This window comes from Rhizobium sp. P32RR-XVIII (genome assembly GCF_012641395.1).
In the GTDB taxonomy this organism is placed as follows: Bacteria; Pseudomonadota; Alphaproteobacteria; order Rhizobiales; family Rhizobiaceae; genus Rhizobium.
Genome location: NZ_JABAIH010000009.1, coordinates 149,951 through 167,947 on the forward strand (window position 1 = coordinate 149,951; position 17,997 = coordinate 167,947).

Genomic DNA, 17,997 nt, shown 5'->3' on the forward strand with positions numbered 1-17,997 from the left:
CTTCGCCTGATATACACGTTGACTCATTCGCGCTTTGAGAACAAATACAGAACATATTCCTATTCCTCAAGCAAGAAACGGGTCGACGTCCAAGGAGACCATGACCTCAGCCGCGATCCAAACAACTCTCCTCGACGGTCTGCGCGAGCAGATCGCCCACCTGGAAAACGCCGGCCGGCGCGAGCGAAGCGTTCTGCCGTTCGGCGTTTCGCAGATTGACGCGCGGCTTCCGGGAGGCGGGCTGGCTTACGGGGCGCTGCACGAGTGCGCGGGCGGCGGGGCGGGCACTGTCGATGGAGCGACGGCGGCTCTTTTTGCAGCCGGCATCGCCGCGCGCGCCAAGGGCAAGATTGTCTGGTGCCTGACGCGCCCAGACCTGTTCTTCCCGGCGCTGGCGCAGGCGGGGCTCCATCCGGACCGCGTCGTCTTCGTCGAATCCGACAAAGAGGAGGACGTCCTTGCGAACATGGAGGAGGGCCTTTCCTACGGCGGGCTGGGAGCGGTGGTAGGCGAGGTCGTCCGGCTGCCGATGGCGGCGTCACGACGGCTGCAGCTCGCGGCCGAGAAGACCGGCACGATGGCACTCGCGGTGCGGCGCTGGCGACGGCAGACAGAGGCCAGCGACTTCGGCCAGCCTACCGCCTCGACCACGCGCTGGAGGGTGAGCGTCATTCCGAGCGAGGAGCTGCCGGTCCCGGGGGTCGGGAGAGCGAGGTGGCTTCTGGAGCTGATGAGGGTGAAGGCGGGTGAGTGCGCCGAGTTCGAAGTAGGAGCCTGCAATGCCGAGGGTCGTATCGATATTTTTCCCCCAGCTGCCGACCGACAGGATCAGACGCACAGATCCCGATATTCCGGCTGAACAGCCGATTGCCGTGATTTCGAAGAGCGGCTCGAAACGTTGGGTGTCGGCCGCCGATCCCGTAGCCAGGAAGGCGGGCGTCCATGTCGGCATGCCGGCGGCAAAAGCGCAGGCGCTGTTCCAGGGGTTGCGAATGATCGACGCTGATCCGGCTGCCGATACTTCCGCCCTTGAGCGCATCACCTTGTGGGCGTTGAGCCAATATTCTCCGATCGTCGCCATGGACGCGCCGGACGGCATCGTCATGGACACGGAAGGCGCCGACCATCTGCAGGGTGGCGAACTTCCGATGCTGACCGGGATCGCCAATCGGTTTCGCGCCCGGGGGCTGACGGTCCGCACTGCCGTTGCGGACACATGGGGCGCCGCCCACGCTTGCGCCCGGGCCATCAGCCGGGAGACTGTCGTCGTGCCGCGAGGAGAGACAGCTCGCGCGGTGGAGCTGCTCCCGATCTCGCTCTTGCGAGTTTCCGAGAAGACCGTCGGCGACCTGCGCACCCTGGGCTTCCGGACGATCGGCGAGCTGTCGGCGACGCCGCGCGCACCGTTGGCGCTCCGTTTTGGCCCGGACGTCGGAAGGCGCCTCGACCAGATGTTCGGCCGCCTGTGCGAACCCATAGATCCTATCAGAAGCGACGAGCTCATCGAGGTCAGCCGGTCGTTCGCCCAGCCCATCGGCGCGGCGGAGACGATCAACAAGTATGTCGCCCGCCTCGTCGTCCAGTTGGTCGACGAGCTCCAGCGGAAGGGCCTCGGCGTTCGCCGCACCGACCTGATCGTCGAGAAGATGGACGGCGCTCGCCAGGCGATCCCTGCCGGGACAGCAAAGCCGGCTCGAGATGTTGCCTGGCTGACTAAACTCTTCAAGGACAGGACCGAGAAGATCGAGCCCGGCTTCGGGATCGAAAAGCTCTCCCTTATCGCCGTCATGGCCGAGCCGCTCGCCGAGATCCAGAAGGCATCGGCGCTCGTCGAGGGCGAGGAGCAGGACATCACGCCGCTCATCGACATCTATAGCAACCGCGGGCAGCGCGTGTACCGGGTGGCACCGGTCGCGAGCGACGTACCTGAGCGCAGCGTGAAACGCATCGCCGCCGCCGCGCTGGAGGTCGCTGAGACGTGGGTGCACCACTGGCCGCGGCCGGTGCGGCTGCTCCACAGGCCCGACCAGATCGAAGCCATCGCCCTGCTTCCGGACCACCCGCCAGCGAGCATCACCTGGCGAGGCAGGCGACGCCGCGTCAAGCGCGCCGATGGGCCCGAGCGGGTCTTCGGCGAGTGGTGGCTCCGCGATAGCGAGCTCGACGCCGTCCGCGACTATTTCGTGATCGAGGACGATGGCGGCGAACGCTTCTGGATCTTTCGCTCCGGCGACGGCGTCGACCCGGAGACGGGCTCTCAAAAATGGTTCATGCATGGGATCTTCGCATGAGATACGCCGAACTCCAGGTGACCACGCATTTCAGCTTCCTCAGAGGCGCGTCCTCGGCCGACGAACTGTTCGCAATTGCCAAGATGCTTGGAATACCCGCACTTGGGATCGTCGACCGCAATTCGCTCGCCGGCGTCGTGCGCGCGCTCGAAGCGTCACGCGCCACCGGCGTCCGCCTTGTCGTCGGCTGCCGTTTGGATCTCCAGGACGGCATGTCAATCCTCGTCTATCCGACTGACAGGACGGCCTACTCGCGGCTGACCCGCCTGCTGACGCTCGGCAAGGGCAGGGGCGGTAAGGCGAACTCCATCCTGACCTTCGACGACGTCGCCTGCTATTCCGAAGGCCTGATCGGCGTCCTCGTACCCGATCTCCCAGACGACATATGCGGCGTTCAGCTCCGCAAGATGGCCGACATCTTCAAGGATAAGGCTTACCTCTCGCTTTGCCTCCGTCGTCGTCCAAACGATCAGCTTCGGCTCCACGAGCTCTCCAACATGGCGGCCCGCTTGAGGGTTCGCACGGTCGTGACGAACGACGTGCTGTTCCACGGGCCAGGCCGGCGCCAGCTGCAGGACGTCGTCACCTGCATCCGAAACAATATCACCATCGACGACATCGGCTTCGAGAGGGAAAGACACGCCGACCGCTATCTCAAGCCGCCGCACGAGATGGAAAGGCTGTTCCCCCGCTATCCGGAGGCGTTAGCCCGAACGATGGAGATCGTCCAGCGATGCAAGTTCTCCCTCGAGGAGCTGACCTACCAGTATCCCGAGGAGGCGATCGTGAAGGGCAAGAGCGCGCAGGAGTCGCTCGAGCACTATGTCTGGGAATGTGTACCCGACCGCTATCCGGAAGGCCTACCGCCCAAGACTCTGAAGATCGTGCGCCACGAGCTCGACCTCATCCGCACAATGAGATACGCGCCTTATTTCCTGACAGTATTCTCGATCGTGCGCTTCGCCCGGTCGCAAGGCATCCTTTGCCAGGGGCGGGGATCGGCAGCAAACTCAGCGGTCTGCTACATCCTTGGCGTGACCAGCATAGATCCGGAGACAAATGACCTGCTCTTCGAGCGCTTCGTCAGCCAGGAGCGCGACGAGCCACCGGACATCGACGTCGACTTCGAGCACGAGCGACGTGAGGAAGTCATCCAGTGGATCTACAAGACCTACGGCAAGGATAAGGCCGCGCTCTGCTCGACGGTCACGCGGTATAGGGCGCGCGGAGCGATCCGTGACGTCGGCAAGGCGCTTGGTCTTCCCGAAGATCTCACCAAGGCGCTGTCATCGGGCATGTGGTCGTGGTCCGAGGAGGTCAGTGACCGTAACATCCGGGAACTCAATCTCAACCCGGAGGACCAGCGCCTTGTCCTGACGCTGAAGCTCGCGCAGCAGCTCATGGGCGCACCGCGGCACCTCGGACAGCACCCGGGAGGATTTGTCCTTACGCATGACCGCCTCGACGACCTTGTCCCGATTGAGCCGGCCAGCATGAAGGACCGCCAGGTGATCGAGTGGGACAAGGACGATGTCGAGGCGCTCCGCATGATGAAGGTCGACGTGCTGGCGCTCGGCATGCTCACCTGCATAGCGAAAGCCTTCGACCTCATCCGAGTCCATAAGGGGGACGATCTTGATCTTGCAAAAATCCGTCAGGAGGACAGCGCCACCTACGCGATGATCAGAAAGGCCGACACGCTCGGAACCTTCCAGATCGAGTCACGCGCCCAGATGGCCATGCTGCCGCGCATGAAGCCCCGGACCTTTTACGACCTCGTGATCCAGGTGGCGATCGTTCGCCCCGGCCCCATCCAGGGTGACATGGTCCACCCCTACCTGCGCCGCCGCGAAGGCAAGGAGAAGGTCGAGTATCCGACCCCGGAACTCGCGGCAGTCCTCGGCAAAACCTTGGGCGTCCCGCTGTTTCAGGAGTCCGCGATGAAGGTGGCGATGGTCTGCGCCGGATTCACCGGTGGCGAGGCCGACCAGCTCCGCAAGTCGATGGCGACGTTCAAGTTCACGGGCGGGGTCAGCCGTTTCAAGGACAAGCTGGTCTCCGGCATGATTACAAATGGATACTCCGCCGAGTTTGCCGAAAAGACGTTCTCTCAGCTTGAGGGATTCGGAAGCTATGGTTTTCCGGAGTCCCATGCGGCGTCATTTGCCTTGATTGCCTACGCGAGCAACTTCATCAAGTGCCATTATCCAGACGTCTTCTGTGCAGCCTTGCTGAACTCCCAGCCGATGGGCTTCTACGCGCCCGCCCAGATCGTCGGCGACGCGCGCAAACACGGTGTCGAGGTCCGTCCGGTTTGCGTCAACCACTCGCGATGGGATTGTACCCTCGAGCCGATCGACGGCAGCGCGCGTCATGCTGTCCGGCTCGGTATGCGCATGGTGCGGGGTCTTGCCGCGGTCGACGCGGCTCGTATCGTCGCTGCCCGCATGGACGATCCATTCGCGAGCGTCGACGACATGTGGCGACGGTCAGCGGTCCCGGCGGCCTCACTGGTCGAGCTCGCGGAAGCCGACGCCTTCCTGCCGTCGCTCAAGCTCCAACGCCGTGACGCCCTTTGGGCCATCAAGGCGCTCCGCGACGAACCCCTGCCTCTCTTCGCCGCCGCGGCCCAGCGCGAGGCGAGGGCGGTGGCCGAGCAGCGGGAGCCGACGGTGACGCTCCGCCAGATGACGGAAGGCCACAACGTCGTCGAAGACTACGGGCACACCGGGCTGACCCTCCGCGAGCACCCAATCGCCTTTCTTCGCAAGGACCTGAGCGAACGGCGGATCGTCACCTGTTTGGAGGCCATGAGCGCGCGCGACGGACGCTGGCTGATGACGGCTGGTCTCGTCCTCGTCCGGCAGAAGCCGGGCTCGGCAAAGGGGGTCATGTTCCTGACCATCGAAGACGAGACCGGTCCGGCCAACGTGGTCGTCTGGCCCAGTCTGTTCGAACGTCGTCGTCGCATCGTCCTAGGGTCTTCCATGATGGCGATCAACGGCCGCATTCAACGCGAGGGCGACGTCGTCCATCTCGTTGCCCAGCAACTCTTCGACCTTTCCGGAGATCTTTCCGGGCTGGCGGACCGCGACGCGGCCTTCAAGCTGGCAACCGGCCGTGGAGACGAGTTCGCCCATGGCTCGCCGGGAAGTGCGGACTCGCGAGACAAGGTGGCCGCCGCAAAGCCCAGGGATATCTTCATCCCGGATCTGCACATCGACACCCTCAAGGTGAAAGCGCGCAATTTCCATTGAGGCTCTGATTTCTCCCAGGTCATTCGAAGGTTTTGGATTTTCTCGAAAACGAATGGCCGCTGCGCCACGGAGAACGGCATGAGCGAGCGGTGAAGGCCTGCTGCGGCGCCCTGAACGGGCTCATACAGGCCCTGGTCGCGCGCGACGCGTTCTTGGCTGCTTGCCTCAAAGCCGGCATGCCTACCGTCATTGCTCCGTTGAAACCGAAGCTCGCTCTCCATCCGGTGCGGCTAGCACGATTAGCCGGTACCTGACGGATCAACGCCGGCGTCGCATCCGATGAGGCGAGGCTGACTTAAGCGCGCGTGCTCTCGGACCTGCCTTTTGGAATACCGTCATGGAACTTCCGACCATCGGACGGCATTCCGTTATCGGAGTTGCTTCGGGGAAGACCATGGCCAGTGACAAACTATCGACCTATCGGTCGAAGCGCGACTTTCAAAAGACGGCGGAACCCAGCGGCGAAACGGGGATCGCCCGCAGCAATCGCCGTCGCTTCGTAGTCCAGAAGCACGATGCGACCCGCTTCCACTACGATCTGCGCCTCGAACTCGACGGCGTCTTCAAATCCTGGGCGGTGACGAAAGGGCCGTCTCTCGATCCGCATGACAAGCGGCTGGCGGTTGAGGTCGAAGACCATCCTCTCGACTACGGCGACTTCGAAGGCACCATCCCGAAAGGACAGTATGGCGGCGGCACCGTGATGCTCTGGGATCGGGGATACTGGGAGCCGGAGGGTAAGAAGAGCCCGGAGCAGGCGCTGGCAAAAGGCGATTTCAAGTTCAGGCTGGAAGGCGAGCGGCTGCACGGCAGTTTCGTCCTGGTGCGCATGCGCAACGACCGCGAACGCGGCAAGCGGACGAACTGGCTGCTGATCAAGCACCATGATGAGTTTTCCGTCGAAGAAAACGGCGCAGCGGTCTTGGAGGACAACGACACCTCGGTTGCCTCGGGCCGACCCATGGATGTGATCGCCGCCGGCAAAGGCCGCAAGCCGAAGCCGTTCATGGTGCAAGGCGGCGACGTTCAGGCCGATGCCGTCTGGGACAGCAATCATGGGCTTGCCGCCGACGAGCGCAAGGAAGGTGCAACGGACGACCAGCTTCCGAAGAGCATGACGCCAGTCGATCTTCCGGACTTCATCGAACCCCAGCTCTGCCAGACGCTCGGGCGCCCGCCGGCCGGTAGCGGCTGGATCCACGAGATCAAGTTCGACGGCTACCGGATCCAGATGCGGGTGCTCGACGGCGACGCTACCCTCAAGACCCGCAAGGGCCTTGACTGGACCGCAAAGTATCCCGAGATCGCCGAGACCGCCTCCGCGCTGCCCGATGCCATTGTCGACGGCGAGATCTGTGCGCTCGACGAGAATGGTGCCCCAGATTTTGCGGCTCTGCAGGCGGCCCTGTCGGAGGGCAAGACCAAAGACCTGGTCTACTTCGCTTTCGATCTTCTCTTTGAAGGTGGTGAGGACTTGAGGTCTCTACCGCTTGTCGATCGCAAGGCGCGGCTTCAGAGCCTTTTTTCCGAGGCCGGCAACGATCCGCGCATCCGCTTCGTCGAACACTTCGAGACTGGCGGCGACGCGGTTCTTCGGTCTGCCTGTAAACTGTCCCTGGAAGGCATTGTCTCCAAGCAGGCGGATGCACCGTATCAGTCCGGCCGCACGGAAACCTGGGCCAAATCGAAATGCCGCGCTGGCCACGAGGTGGTGATCGGTGCCTACGCCAGGACCAACGGCAAGTTCCGATCCCTTCTGGTCGGCGTCTATCGCGGCGACCACTTCGTCTATGTCGGCCGCGTTGGGACTGGTTACGGCGCGCAGAAAGTGGAGACGCTGCTCCCGAAGCTCAAGACACTGGAGGCCCCGAAGTCGCCCTTCACCGGGTTAGGTGCACCGAAGAAGGCAGCGGATGTCACCTGGCTGAAGCCCGAGCTCGTGGCGGAGATCGAATTCGCGGGCTGGACGGCCGACGGTCTCGTCCGTCAAGCCGCGTTCAAGGGCCTGCGGGAAGACAAGCCGGCCAAGGAGGTCGAGATCGAGCGGCCGGCCAACCCTTCGAAAGCAGAAGTGCCCGAACCAGCGCCCGCTGCACCGATGGCGAAGCTGGCTCGGCGCAAGGGTGCGAAGGCCGAGGTTATGGGCGTGCTGATTTCCAATCCGGACAAGCCGCTCTGGCCGGGTGCCAACGATGGCGAACCCATCACCAAGGAAGAGCTCGCGCGGTATTACGAGGCCGTGGGGTCCTGGTTGATCAATCACATCAAGGGCCGCCCGTGCTCCATCATAAGGACGCCGGATGGCATCGGCGGCGAGCAATTCTTCCAGCGCCACGCCATGCCCGGCACCTCGAACCTGCTCGAACTGGTCAAGGTCTTCGGCGACAAGAAGCCGTACCTGCAGATCGATCGCATCGAGGGTCTGGCGGCCATCGCGCAGATCGGCGGCGTGGAACTACACCCGTGGAACTGCGAGCGGAACACGCCTGAGGTGCCGGGCCGGCTAGTCTTCGACCTCGACCCTGGGCCGGACGTCCCGTTCTCCACAGTTGCTGCCGCCGCACGAGAGATGCGTGATCGCCTCGAGGAACTCGGCCTGATCAGTTTCTGCAAGACCACGGGCGGCAAGGGGCTTCACGTCGTCACACCGCTTGCGATCAACAAGCGCAAGCCGCTCTCGTGGGCTGGGGCGAAGGGCTTCGCGCATGACGTCTGCCAGCAGATGGCGCGCGACAACCCCGAGCTTTACCTGATCAAGATGACGAAGAGCCTCCGGAACAGGCGCATCTTCCTCGACTACCTGCGCAACGACCGCATGGCGACGGCGGTGGCGCCTCTGTCTCCGCGTGCCCGGCCGGGTGCCACGGTCTCGATGCCTCTGACGTGGGGCCAGGTGAAATCGGACCTCGACCCCAAACGCTTCACCATTCACACTGTGCCGGCGCTTTTATCGAAATCGTCCGCATGGGAAGACTATTGTGACGGACTACGGCCTTTGGATCAGGCCATCAAACGTCTCGGCAAAGTCGTCAAGGCTGCGTAAGGTCATCGGGCCAGGCGTTGGAGCACGGATCGGCATTGAAGGAGGCAAAGTCTTCATTCCAGCGGAGGAGCGGAATGAGCCTTGGCCGAGACGGATCCGCCAGACAGGAAGATTATGGCCGCTTAGACCTATGCGTCTTCGCGATCAGCTGCTGTAGACAGAGGATAATCCGGCCGATCTTCTTTTGGCCACCGCAGCAGGATGTCCCGCTGGCCGTTGATGTCGCTCACGGTGTGTAGGTGACGATCTTCAATTGAATTCCGGCGAGGTCGCGCGGTGTTCATCTCCTCGGCGGCCATCGCGTCGCGGATCACCGAGAAGGCTTCTTGGCCGACCGGGTCGTCAGGCGACAGATAATACGGGGTGTCGAGCCAGATCCACTCGACGGTCCCGCGCGGCGCGAAGACCTCAATGTCGATCGTCTTGGTGCTTTCGAGCGCCACGTTCTCGAGTTCCTCGTCCTCGAGGAGGACGTACTCATTCTCGCCGCGCTGGTATCCTTTCACCTCGTCCTCGTTTTCGACCTCCTTGCCGGTGACTGAATCCACGTAGTGGCTGACGACGCGATTCTGGGTTTCCCGGTTCAAGGTGTGGAAGCGGACCTTCTCGCTTTCGGTGGTCGCCGGCATCATCTGCACGGGGCAGGTAACGAGCGATAGCTTGAGGTATCCTTTCCAGTACGGACGGAGCGCCATGGGGGACCTCCGCTCAGCCGGCACGGCGCCGCTGGGCGCCGCTGGAGCTGCGAGAATTCGGCCTTGCGGACGCGCTTGCTGCCTTCTGCCGGTCCGCGCCCGCATTGACGTTACCGGCCGCGCGTTTGGTCCTGGCGGGTGCCGACATGCCCGCGCTCTCCCGCAAAGCCTGTAGGAGATCGTTCGGCTTCGACGACGGCGCCTTCTTCTTCGGCAGTGTCCGGCCCTCGATCTTTGCTTTCACCAGTTCGGCCACGGCCGCCTCGTAACGGTCGTCGAACGTGCTGGGATCGAACCCACCCTTCTTGGTGTTGATGATGTGCTTGGCAAGTTCCAGCATCTCGCCTTCGATCTTCAGGTCCGGCATTTCATCAAACGCCTTCTCGGACGAACGGACCTCGTAGTCGTAGTTCAACGTGGAGCCGACCAGGCCCTTGCCGTGGGGACGGATGAGGACGGTGCGCAGCCGCCGGAACAGAACGGTCCGGGCAATCGCCGCCACCTTGGCTTTGTTCATGCCGTCGCGCAGCAGCTTGAAGGCGTCTCCGCCCATCTTGTCCGGCGCGATGTAGCGCGATGTAGTACGGTTTGTCGAAGTAGACATCGTCGACGTCGACGCAGGGAATGAAGGCCTCGATTCTCAGCGTCTTGTCACTGTCGGGAATGGCTGCGGCGACCTCCTCGGGCTCGAGGACGACATATCGCCCATCCTCGATTTCGAACCCGTTGACCTAGCCTTCGCGGTCGACCGGATCTCCGGTCTCACTGTCGACGAACTCGCGGCGTACCCGGTTCCCGGTCTTGCGGTTCAAGGTATTGAAGGCGATCCGTTCCGAGGATGATGCGGCCGTATAAAGTGCGATTGGAAACGCGACCTCACCAAACTTGATATAGCCTTTCCAATTCGCTCGGGGCGCAACCATCGACACGGACTCCTGACGCAACCAACGCGAGTCAACCGAATCACTCGCCTGATTGTTCCAAGTCCAAACGAATCTGGCCGCGAGGCTAGGTGCGTGGGCCGCAAACGAAACGTGACCCGATGACTGGCGAAGGATCGCGCGTGCATCGGACGCATGAACACCTCAGGGGATCTCTCGGCGCCACAGGTGGGTCTTCGCTAGTCGATTGGTCTTCAGGAGAACGAAGGTTGCGCAGAACTCCACGAAGAGCTTGCCCTTGAGGGCTTCGGAAAACGGTGACCGCGCGGTACCAGGATGTGTGCGCGTCATCGGTGGTATTGGGTCTGGAAGCTTCCAACTTAGTGAGTCTACCGGTGTTCCTGTACGCCAGCGTACGGAGAGACCCCGCAGGCGGGTGCGGGGCAGGTGGCCAGCGTCGATAGCCGGACGCGCTCGCGGGGTGAGCCGAAGACATTCCGCCAAATCAACGAGCCGAACTGCTGATCGTTGCGGTCCGCAACCGTACGGTAACAAAAAGAGCCCCGCAAGGGCAGGTAACGGACATGGAGACCGCGCGGCACCGGATGAGAGCCCATCATCACAGGCTGAAGTAACTAAGCCTACCGCGTGGCCACCTTGATTAACGATCGGGATAGCGAGCGTTCCAGATCGCTAGCGTACGCTCCAAAGAATCCTGACCGAAGCACGGTAATGAGCAGTGGAACCAGCAGTCATCTCTTGCGCGCCAAATTGCCATTAGCAGCCTGGCGGACGCGCGGCGCGGCCGCGACATACATCACATACCCGTCAGCGGCATCTGCGAGCGCTATCGACGCCTCGTTTTCGCGCCAGCCCGCTTCTACCGCAGCCAGGATGATTTCTTTCGTCAACTGATCGAAGACGCGCTGACAGTCTCCGATCCGCTGAACATTGTCCACCTCATAGCTTGGCGTCTTCATTTTGTTGGCCCTTCGTCAGTGAAAGGTCACGGGTAGCGTCTGCGGAAGTCCCTGGATCGCATAGCGATCAAGGCGTAGGGCTAAGAAAGTGGCTCTTTTTTTTCCAGGTGGCTTGCCGAAATGCCGTTCGAGCTGAACAGCCAGGTCGGCGGGATCGGTGATGCCCTCTTGGAACAGCCGGATAAGGAGCTTGGCGGCGACGTTGAAGGGACGGGGCTGATCAAAGAAAATATCTTCTGTGTAGCCGGCATCACTCAGCACACGTTGCAGCAAGCTGAAGTTCTGGCTGGTCAGGTCTTTGGTGGGTATTGCGGAAGACATAAAGCCCTCCTTTCGGTCGGGGCTAGGGTTTGGTGGCCCTCAAACAGCAGCGCCCGTGATGATTGCTGCTGGAGGCGGCACCATGCGCCGAATGGAAGGGCGACGCAAACTTATTATTTAGAATTAGCTAATCCGTCTTCGGAGGAGATCATGCCCTGACGGGACCTCGCGGCAGGACGTCCGCGATAAGCGGCGATTGGCGCAAAGTCCAACTTTTGCGATCGCGCCCTTCGAGTAAAATCGAGTAGGCTTTCTGTGAGGCACATCGAGGGCGCGGTGGCCCAGCCTGGCGTCAGGGCGCGGAACGGTAAAGGAACATTTCTGGGTATTCATCAGAGAACGTCAGTTTGGAGCGTCCCGCGTATCGAGGACGTCAGCCACGAACGCTTCCGGTCAACTGCGTCGTGTCGCCGGGCATCGCTATCCCAAGACATAGAGCAGTGCGGCGAGGACGAACGCCAAGGCAAGCACCGATACATTCCAGAAATAGAAACGGAAGATGTGTGGTTTCTCTCGACAATGGCACGATTCCGTTATGTCTTTGGGGTCCAACGCGTTTTTCCATCAAGCGTGCGACCACCTCATTGCCTAGAATAAATCCGTTCCGGCCCTATTGTAGTAGCGTAGGTCTATATGATTAACGGCGCGGACCGCTTGAGAGACATCTGCTCTCGCCTATGGGAGGAGCAGAAAAATGCCCGACCCAACCGCAACACCCAGTACCTTTATCGCAGCGATGGATGGAGAAACGGCTTGGGCCTTTCTGAATGCATCCGAGTGGATCGATCTCAAAAGTCAACGAACAGCTACAGGTCCCCAACCGCCCAATTGACTACGATTATTTCCGGGGATTGGGCGTGTGCTCGATCGTCATGAATGCCCGGGCGGCTTAGAGATTGAACCCGGCGTTGTCGGTAAGGAGGGGATGATCGGAACGGAAGCACTTGCCGGCATCAAACACTCTCCATTCGAAGTCGTTCAGATTGCCGGAACGCTCGACGTCTGCCGTTGCGACACATGCAGTCCTTGAATGAAAAGCGGCCGGCTCTGCGGCGGCTCATCACACGATACATGCAGGCGTTCCACGTGCAGATCGCTGCCACAGCGCTTGCCAACGGAAGAGCGACAATGGTCCCCAGTCTCGGCACTTACGATCGGCCTTGCAATGTCTGCCATGGCTCAAGCCAGCGGCGGCTCGGGTGGGACGGGCGGTTCCGGAAGCACTGGTGGGGCTTGGTGCCGCAAGCGGTTCCGGCACCAGCGGCGGCTCCGGCGGCGTTTCAGGTTCCGCGACCAGGAACAGCCCGGCGGGTACAAGTACTTCCAATACTGAAAGGCTCCACCGGCAAGAAAGATTCGTCCGACTGTGTTCAAGGCCAAACGACAACCAACAATGCGACGAAGACCGCCCCTAGTGTAAGCGCAGGAGCGCGTGGCTATTGCCAATAGCATTAAGCAGCCTAAGAAAAGGCCGCGGAGCGCCTGCGTGGCTTTTGCTTGAAGAGGCTGCTCCCTTTCGGTGTCCACGGGCGATTTTACGAAATCGATGGCAGCTGGTTTCGGTGACATGTCACCGTCGACTGTCGCCACTGAAGGCGCGCATAAGCCGTTCGGTGATTGATACCGCTCCCTCCATGCGACGGCGGCCCGCGATAATTCAACGGCTGATGTTTCCGGCGATACCAGAGATGAGAGATTCTACGTTGAACAGACTGTGGATCTGAATGCGGTTTGGATTGTTCCTTTGGTTGTGTTCTTTGGCCCGATTCGACGGCTCGGCGCGCGGTCGAAGCTCTTTGCATCGCGGAGTTCTCCATCTTTTATAGCCCTGGACCTGATCATGACCTGTTCCCGGCCCGGAAGCCTTTGAGACGACTGTCCCTGCGGATAACGTCGCTACGTCAAATCACTTCAGTCCCCCGTGGCTTCGACTGGGCCTCCGGGTCGCGCTGGTGCACCGCCTTCGTTCTCCCATGACGCTAGTGCTTCTGAGTCTGCGTTTTGCCGGCGCCAGATCGAGGGGAGATACTTCTCCGAAGAAATGGTGCCCGCTTCGATGCGGCGAATAATCACGACTTCTTCCTGATAATCAGCGCCTTCGGCGGCTTCCATCTCGGACGTGGCATAGTTTGCCCGCTTGAGAACACGCTGCAGCGCCGAGCGTTGTTCCTGTGGAGCACTCGCTTGACTAGGTGAACGAAAAGTCACCATAGCCACCCCTCCACAATCAGGAACAGGATGAAGATGACGCTGAAAACGACCAACATTCTGGCTGCCGTGTCGTGATCAAAGCGAGGATGATTGAATATGGAAGACATGACGTCCTCCTTTGCTGGGGGCGAAGGGTCTGAACCTTTTGCGCAGCGCCCGCGTCAAATGCTGTCGACAAAAAAGATACGCCGCGAATGGGTTTTAAAGAAGGCACCCGCCGCACCGTTTGCCCTAAAGGAAGATGAGCCGACGTTGAGGAAATGCCGTTCAGGCCGCCGGGTGATAAGCATCGAATTCCGAAACCAAGCTCGGTATTCAAGCGACCAGCCAAGTTCAGCTCCTATAGGAACTGCGGCTCAGCGGCCGGTGGCGACAACGGCGAATGGATCGGATGAGTAATCGGCCGAATGTATGGAGAAAAAACGGTGGAACATTCCTCCGGCAGGTCGGTTAGTTGACGTCAAATCAGGGAGGACGTCCAATGTATCACCACGTGAAGAAGCTCATGTACACCGTACGGGTTGACGAGCCTGATCCTAAGTTCGGCAACATGTTGCTTGAGCAATTCGGTGGCGCCAACGGCGAACTCGCGGCGGCCATGCAATACTCGATTCAGGGCCTGAACTGCGAGGACCCTGGACGCAAAGACCTCCTGATGGATATCGGGACAGAAGAGCTCAGTCACCTTGAGATTGTGGGCACCTTAGCAAGGATGCACCTGAGACCGTTGAAGTCGGTCAGAGAGGAGGCGGAAGCGGACCCGCTGATCGCCATTGCCGGCGGCGGTGGCGTAAATCTGTTCAATTCCATGGGAAATCCGTGGACGGCAGATTACCTCAAGATTACGGGTGAATTGGATGTGGATCTAAGAAGCAACATTGCTGCTGAAGCACGGGCCAAGATCGTTTACGAGCGCTTGATCAATTTTTGCCGTGATCCGGGCACCAAGGATGCGCTGCAGTTCCTGATGACCCGAGAAATCACGCACATGCGTGCGTTTTCACTGGCTCTGGAAAGCATGGGCAAGCCATCGCTGAGCATTGGCAGTATTGCGCCGACCCCAGGCTTGGTTGATCAATTCTTCAATGATTCCACGGGTCAAGGTGATCTCGGTGAAGTCGACTCGCGCGGTCCATGGAATGAAGGAGAATCTTGGGAGTTTGTAGAGGCGCCGGCCTTTAAAGATCTCAGGGGAGCGGAGAACACAGGACCAGCCATCCGCGCCCAGAGTGCCCCTCCGGAAGGACTAGAGGCGGTTCAAGGTCTGCTTGTTGACGAGCTCCGCGACCTGCTGCATGCCGAAAAGCAGCTATTAAAGGCGTTGCCGAAGATGCGGAAAGCTGCTCACTCGAGGCAACTCCAAACGCTATTGCAGCACCATTTCAACGAGACAGAAGAGCAGGTGGAACGCCTAAACGAAAGTCTACGCATTCTTGGTTCAGCAGCTCACGCCAAGCCCTGCAAGGGTATGGCGGGCTTGATAGAGGAAGGCGAGGAAGTGATTGCGGAAGGCAAGAAAAAGGAGGAGGCTCCCGCAGATCTGGCCTTGATCGGAGCAGCGTTGCGGGTTGAGCACTACGAAATCGCCGCCTACACCAATGCTCGCAATTTGGCACTGCAACTTGAGCTGCCGGTAGTAGCCCAGTTATTGACCCTGTCGCTGGGCGAGGAGCAGAATGCGGGACAGTTGCTGGATCAGGTTGCTCAGCCTTTGATGTCGGCGGCAAGAATGCCTCGCAACGTCATCTTGGATAAATAAACAGGTGGCTTCCATGGTTGAAGCGCATCGGCGGATTCTCCGGGACGAAAACTCTACGAAAACCGACCGTGGCATCTGGCCACTGCCACACGTGCCTCTTGCAGGTAGCCGACCACCGCGCTCATCAGGACAGAAGAGTTTGACACTGATAAGCCCCTTAATGCTGGAGGATCTCAGGCCGTCCTCGTGATAACAGAGCACTACAGTCCACGGCGCCGAGCCGGCAAGGCAGATAAGCGACCAGGATCCTGGGGAGAGGTTATCCTGGCCGCGGACTTACCCGGGGTTCGGAACGGCGCAGAGACGCTGATGCGGGCGGTAAGGTACCCACGCGATCCAAAAGACCCAAATGATCAAGATTCAGCTAGGTTCCGGTTCAGACGCGTGCGAGGAAGAACTTTGACCCGTTCTATCCAGACTTAATCCGATCGAAGCTGCTATTCGATCGGTTCGCGCGCAAGCTTCAGGGTGTCACTGCGCTCGTTGGCTGCTCACGACGGCGGATTAGGCCTTGGTCGCGGTTTTCGGCGGCACTTCGGTGCGTGAGGCGACGCCCCTCCCGACAGCGGGCATTCCCGCCTCAAGGCAAGCCGCAATAAAGGCTTCGCGAGCCACTTCTGCGGGAACTGCCCGGCTGATCGCTCCACGGCATTTGTCGATTGCCCGATCATATCGCTCGCCATGACGCAAAGGCCATTCGTTTTCGAGAAAATCCAGGGCGTCGAAGGCGGTATGAAATGTGCGTTCAAGTCCGCATTGCAGGTGGATTGCGACTGGAACTCGCCAAGGGACGTCATTGATAAACATGATCACTCCTCCTTTCGCGATATACCAATGCACGAAGATCCATGAGATCGCGGCCCTTTCAGAATCGGCAAGAAACGGGCGGAGCAACAAACTGCCGCGATCCCAACCTCAAACAGTTACAGGTTGCGAATGTTCCGGTCTGGTATAGTACCGTACGCTTCCTAGCGACGACGCCGGGCGATTGCTCCAAGCACGACTATCATCATTAGCAGCAGCCACGTTTCCCAGACTCGCGGAGTTCTTCGTGACGTTCGGCTTCAAGTGCGCATTTCCTCCTCCGCCGTTGCTGTGCGAGAGGTGCTGGTAACCGATGTTCTGCCCCCCACGTTGTCCTGTCCGCCTTGATCTGTGACCGGCATTCCATGGACGAGCGAAGGGAGTTTCTTGGACGCTGCCGAATCATCCTTGCGAAGGATGAGGCGATACAACAGGCCACCGAGAGTGCAGACACGGAGATTGCTCCGGCTATTGCAATCTCCTCACATCATGGCACGGAGGGCGCAGGTCCAATCACCGAACAAGGAACCCAAGCACTGCTGCGTTTGCCAGATCGATGAAGAATGCGGAGACGAGTGGCAGGATGATGAACGCGATGGTCGCTGCTCCGTGGATTTTAGTGACCGCCGTCATGTTGGCTATTGCCGTGGGGGTAGCTCCTAGCGAAATCCCGCAAAAGCCGGCGGAAATGACCGCCGCATTGTAGTTGCGGCCCATGGCTGGGAACACGACCAAGATGATGTAGATGACGGCCGCAAGCGTCTGCACCGCCAGCACGATCGCGAGCGAAAGGCCGAGCCCGCTCAGGCCCCACAACTGCATGCTCATCAAAGACATCGCCAGGAACACGTTCAGCGAGAGATCGGATATCAGCGCGAGACCGCGGGTGTGCGTCGGCCACGGCAAGCTCGGTGCTAGGATCGGAATGCTGTTCGTCATCGCAATGGCGATCAATAGACAGACGACGAACAGCGGAAGGTTGATACCCGCGTCCAGGATAATCTCGTGTAGGGCATAGCCAATTAGAATCGCAACATTTGTCACCAGCAATGTGCGCAACAGGCTGATGTAGCTGACATCGTCTTCATGGCTCCTGACTGTATCCCGCGAGACCCCAATTGTCAGCTCCTCGTCCTTGGGGCCGCTCAAGCCATTCCGGGTGATCAGATACTGTGCAAGTGGTCCCCCGACGAGGCTGGCGACGACCAGGCCGAGCGTTGCGCTGGCAATGCCGATTTCGAGAGCATTTGTGAGACCGAAACGGCTCGACACAATCGGAGCCCAGGCAATCGTCGTGCCGTGCCCGCCGATCAGCGAGGTCGAACCGAGAAGGATTGCCATGCCTTGTGGAAGACCGAGCACTTTCCCCATTCCGAAGGCCACAATGTTCTGGATTACCAGAAAAGCAAGCGTGGCGGCCAGCAGGATTAGAAACGGCTTGCCTCCAGCAAGGAGATCGGAGAGCCGCGCGTTCAGGCCAATGCCGGTGAAAAAGTAAAGCAGCAACATGTCGCGTGCGGCAAGCGTGAAGCTGATCTCGATGCCGAAGAACTCATAGGCGGCGAGCGTCACCAACGCTGCCAGGAGGCCGCCCGTGACCGCCTCCGGAATGCTCCAGCGGGTGAGAGCGGGGATGAGTCGATTGAGGTTCGCGCCAGCGAAGAACACCAGGATCGCTATGGTGAACGACAGCAGTCCTGGGACCTGTATTGTCGACATGCGCCACCTCGCCGGAGTTGCAGCCGAGCACGCAGC

10 protein-coding genes and 3 pseudogenes are annotated in these 17,997 nt (G+C 60.5%); 6 read left to right on the forward strand and 7 right to left on the reverse strand.

All coding sequences use genetic code 11. The annotated features are described in order from the left end of the window. The first annotated feature begins 100 nt into the window (after nucleotides 1-100). From HGP14_RS23720 to ligD, 5 genes and pseudogenes are all read left to right on the forward strand, one after another. The gene (locus HGP14_RS23720; RefSeq protein WP_168832319.1) at nucleotides 101-859 is read left to right on the forward strand and encodes an ImuA family protein; all 759 of its coding nucleotides are present in this window, start codon (nucleotides 101-103) and stop codon (nucleotides 857-859) included. Further along, on the forward strand, nucleotides 780-2,291 hold the full coding sequence (locus tag HGP14_RS23725) for a DNA polymerase Y family protein (protein WP_168832320.1): 1,512 nt from the start codon (nucleotides 780-782) through the stop codon (nucleotides 2,289-2,291). The genes HGP14_RS23720 and HGP14_RS23725 overlap by 80 nt, the downstream gene beginning before the upstream one ends. After that, nucleotides 2,288-5,548, forward strand: a complete 3,261-nt coding sequence (locus tag HGP14_RS23730) for an error-prone DNA polymerase (protein WP_168832321.1) — start codon at nucleotides 2,288-2,290, stop codon at nucleotides 5,546-5,548. Before HGP14_RS23725 ends, HGP14_RS23730 begins: the two co-directional genes overlap by 4 nt. A gap of 26 nt (nucleotides 5,549-5,574) precedes the next feature. Then, a pseudogene (locus HGP14_RS23735) lies at nucleotides 5,575-5,802 on the forward strand (DUF982 domain-containing protein); the annotation flags it as partial. A 140-nt stretch (nucleotides 5,803-5,942) separates the two neighbouring features. Then, nucleotides 5,943-8,591: a DNA ligase D gene (gene ligD, locus HGP14_RS23740; protein WP_168832323.1), complete on the forward strand. Its 2,649-nt coding sequence runs from the start codon at nucleotides 5,943-5,945 to the stop codon at nucleotides 8,589-8,591. 281 nt (nucleotides 8,592-8,872) lie between these two features. Here ligD and HGP14_RS23745 read toward each other — a convergent pair. From HGP14_RS23745 to HGP14_RS23765, 5 genes and pseudogenes are all read right to left on the reverse strand, one after another. Next, nucleotides 8,873-9,286: pseudogene (locus HGP14_RS23745) on the reverse strand (Ku protein); the annotation flags it as partial. A gap of 13 nt (nucleotides 9,287-9,299) precedes the next feature. Beyond that, nucleotides 9,300-10,209, reverse strand: a pseudogene (locus tag HGP14_RS23750) (Ku protein). A gap of 710 nt (nucleotides 10,210-10,919) precedes the next feature. Further along, on the reverse strand, nucleotides 10,920-11,147 hold the full coding sequence (locus tag HGP14_RS23755; protein WP_205927315.1) for a hypothetical protein: 228 nt from the start codon (nucleotides 11,145-11,147) through the stop codon (nucleotides 10,920-10,922). A 15-nt stretch (nucleotides 11,148-11,162) separates the two neighbouring features. Next, nucleotides 11,163-11,468, reverse strand: a complete 306-nt coding sequence (locus tag HGP14_RS23760) for a hypothetical protein (RefSeq protein ID WP_168832324.1) — start codon at nucleotides 11,466-11,468, stop codon at nucleotides 11,163-11,165. A 1,911-nt stretch (nucleotides 11,469-13,379) separates the two neighbouring features. Then, entirely contained in the window at nucleotides 13,380-13,679 is a 300-nt protein-coding gene (locus HGP14_RS23765) for a hypothetical protein (protein ID WP_168832325.1), read from the reverse strand. A gap of 481 nt (nucleotides 13,680-14,160) precedes the next feature. On the opposite strand from HGP14_RS23765, the gene HGP14_RS23770 reads away from it, so the two are divergent. Next, nucleotides 14,161-15,438 (forward strand): DUF892 family protein, encoded by a 1,278-nt coding sequence (locus HGP14_RS23770; RefSeq protein WP_168832326.1) that lies wholly within the window; start codon nucleotides 14,161-14,163, stop codon nucleotides 15,436-15,438. Between the two features lie 504 nt (nucleotides 15,439-15,942). Here the strand turns inward: HGP14_RS23770 and HGP14_RS23775 are convergent. Both HGP14_RS23775 and gltS read right to left on the reverse strand, forming a co-directional pair. Next, the gene (locus tag HGP14_RS23775; protein WP_168832327.1) at nucleotides 15,943-16,245 is read right to left on the reverse strand and encodes a DUF982 domain-containing protein; all 303 of its coding nucleotides are present in this window, start codon (nucleotides 16,243-16,245) and stop codon (nucleotides 15,943-15,945) included. Between the two features lie 510 nt (nucleotides 16,246-16,755). Then, nucleotides 16,756-17,961 (reverse strand): sodium/glutamate symporter, encoded by a 1,206-nt coding sequence (gltS, locus tag HGP14_RS23780; protein WP_168832328.1) that lies wholly within the window; start codon nucleotides 17,959-17,961, stop codon nucleotides 16,756-16,758. Nucleotides 17,962-17,997: the final 36 nt, after the last annotated feature.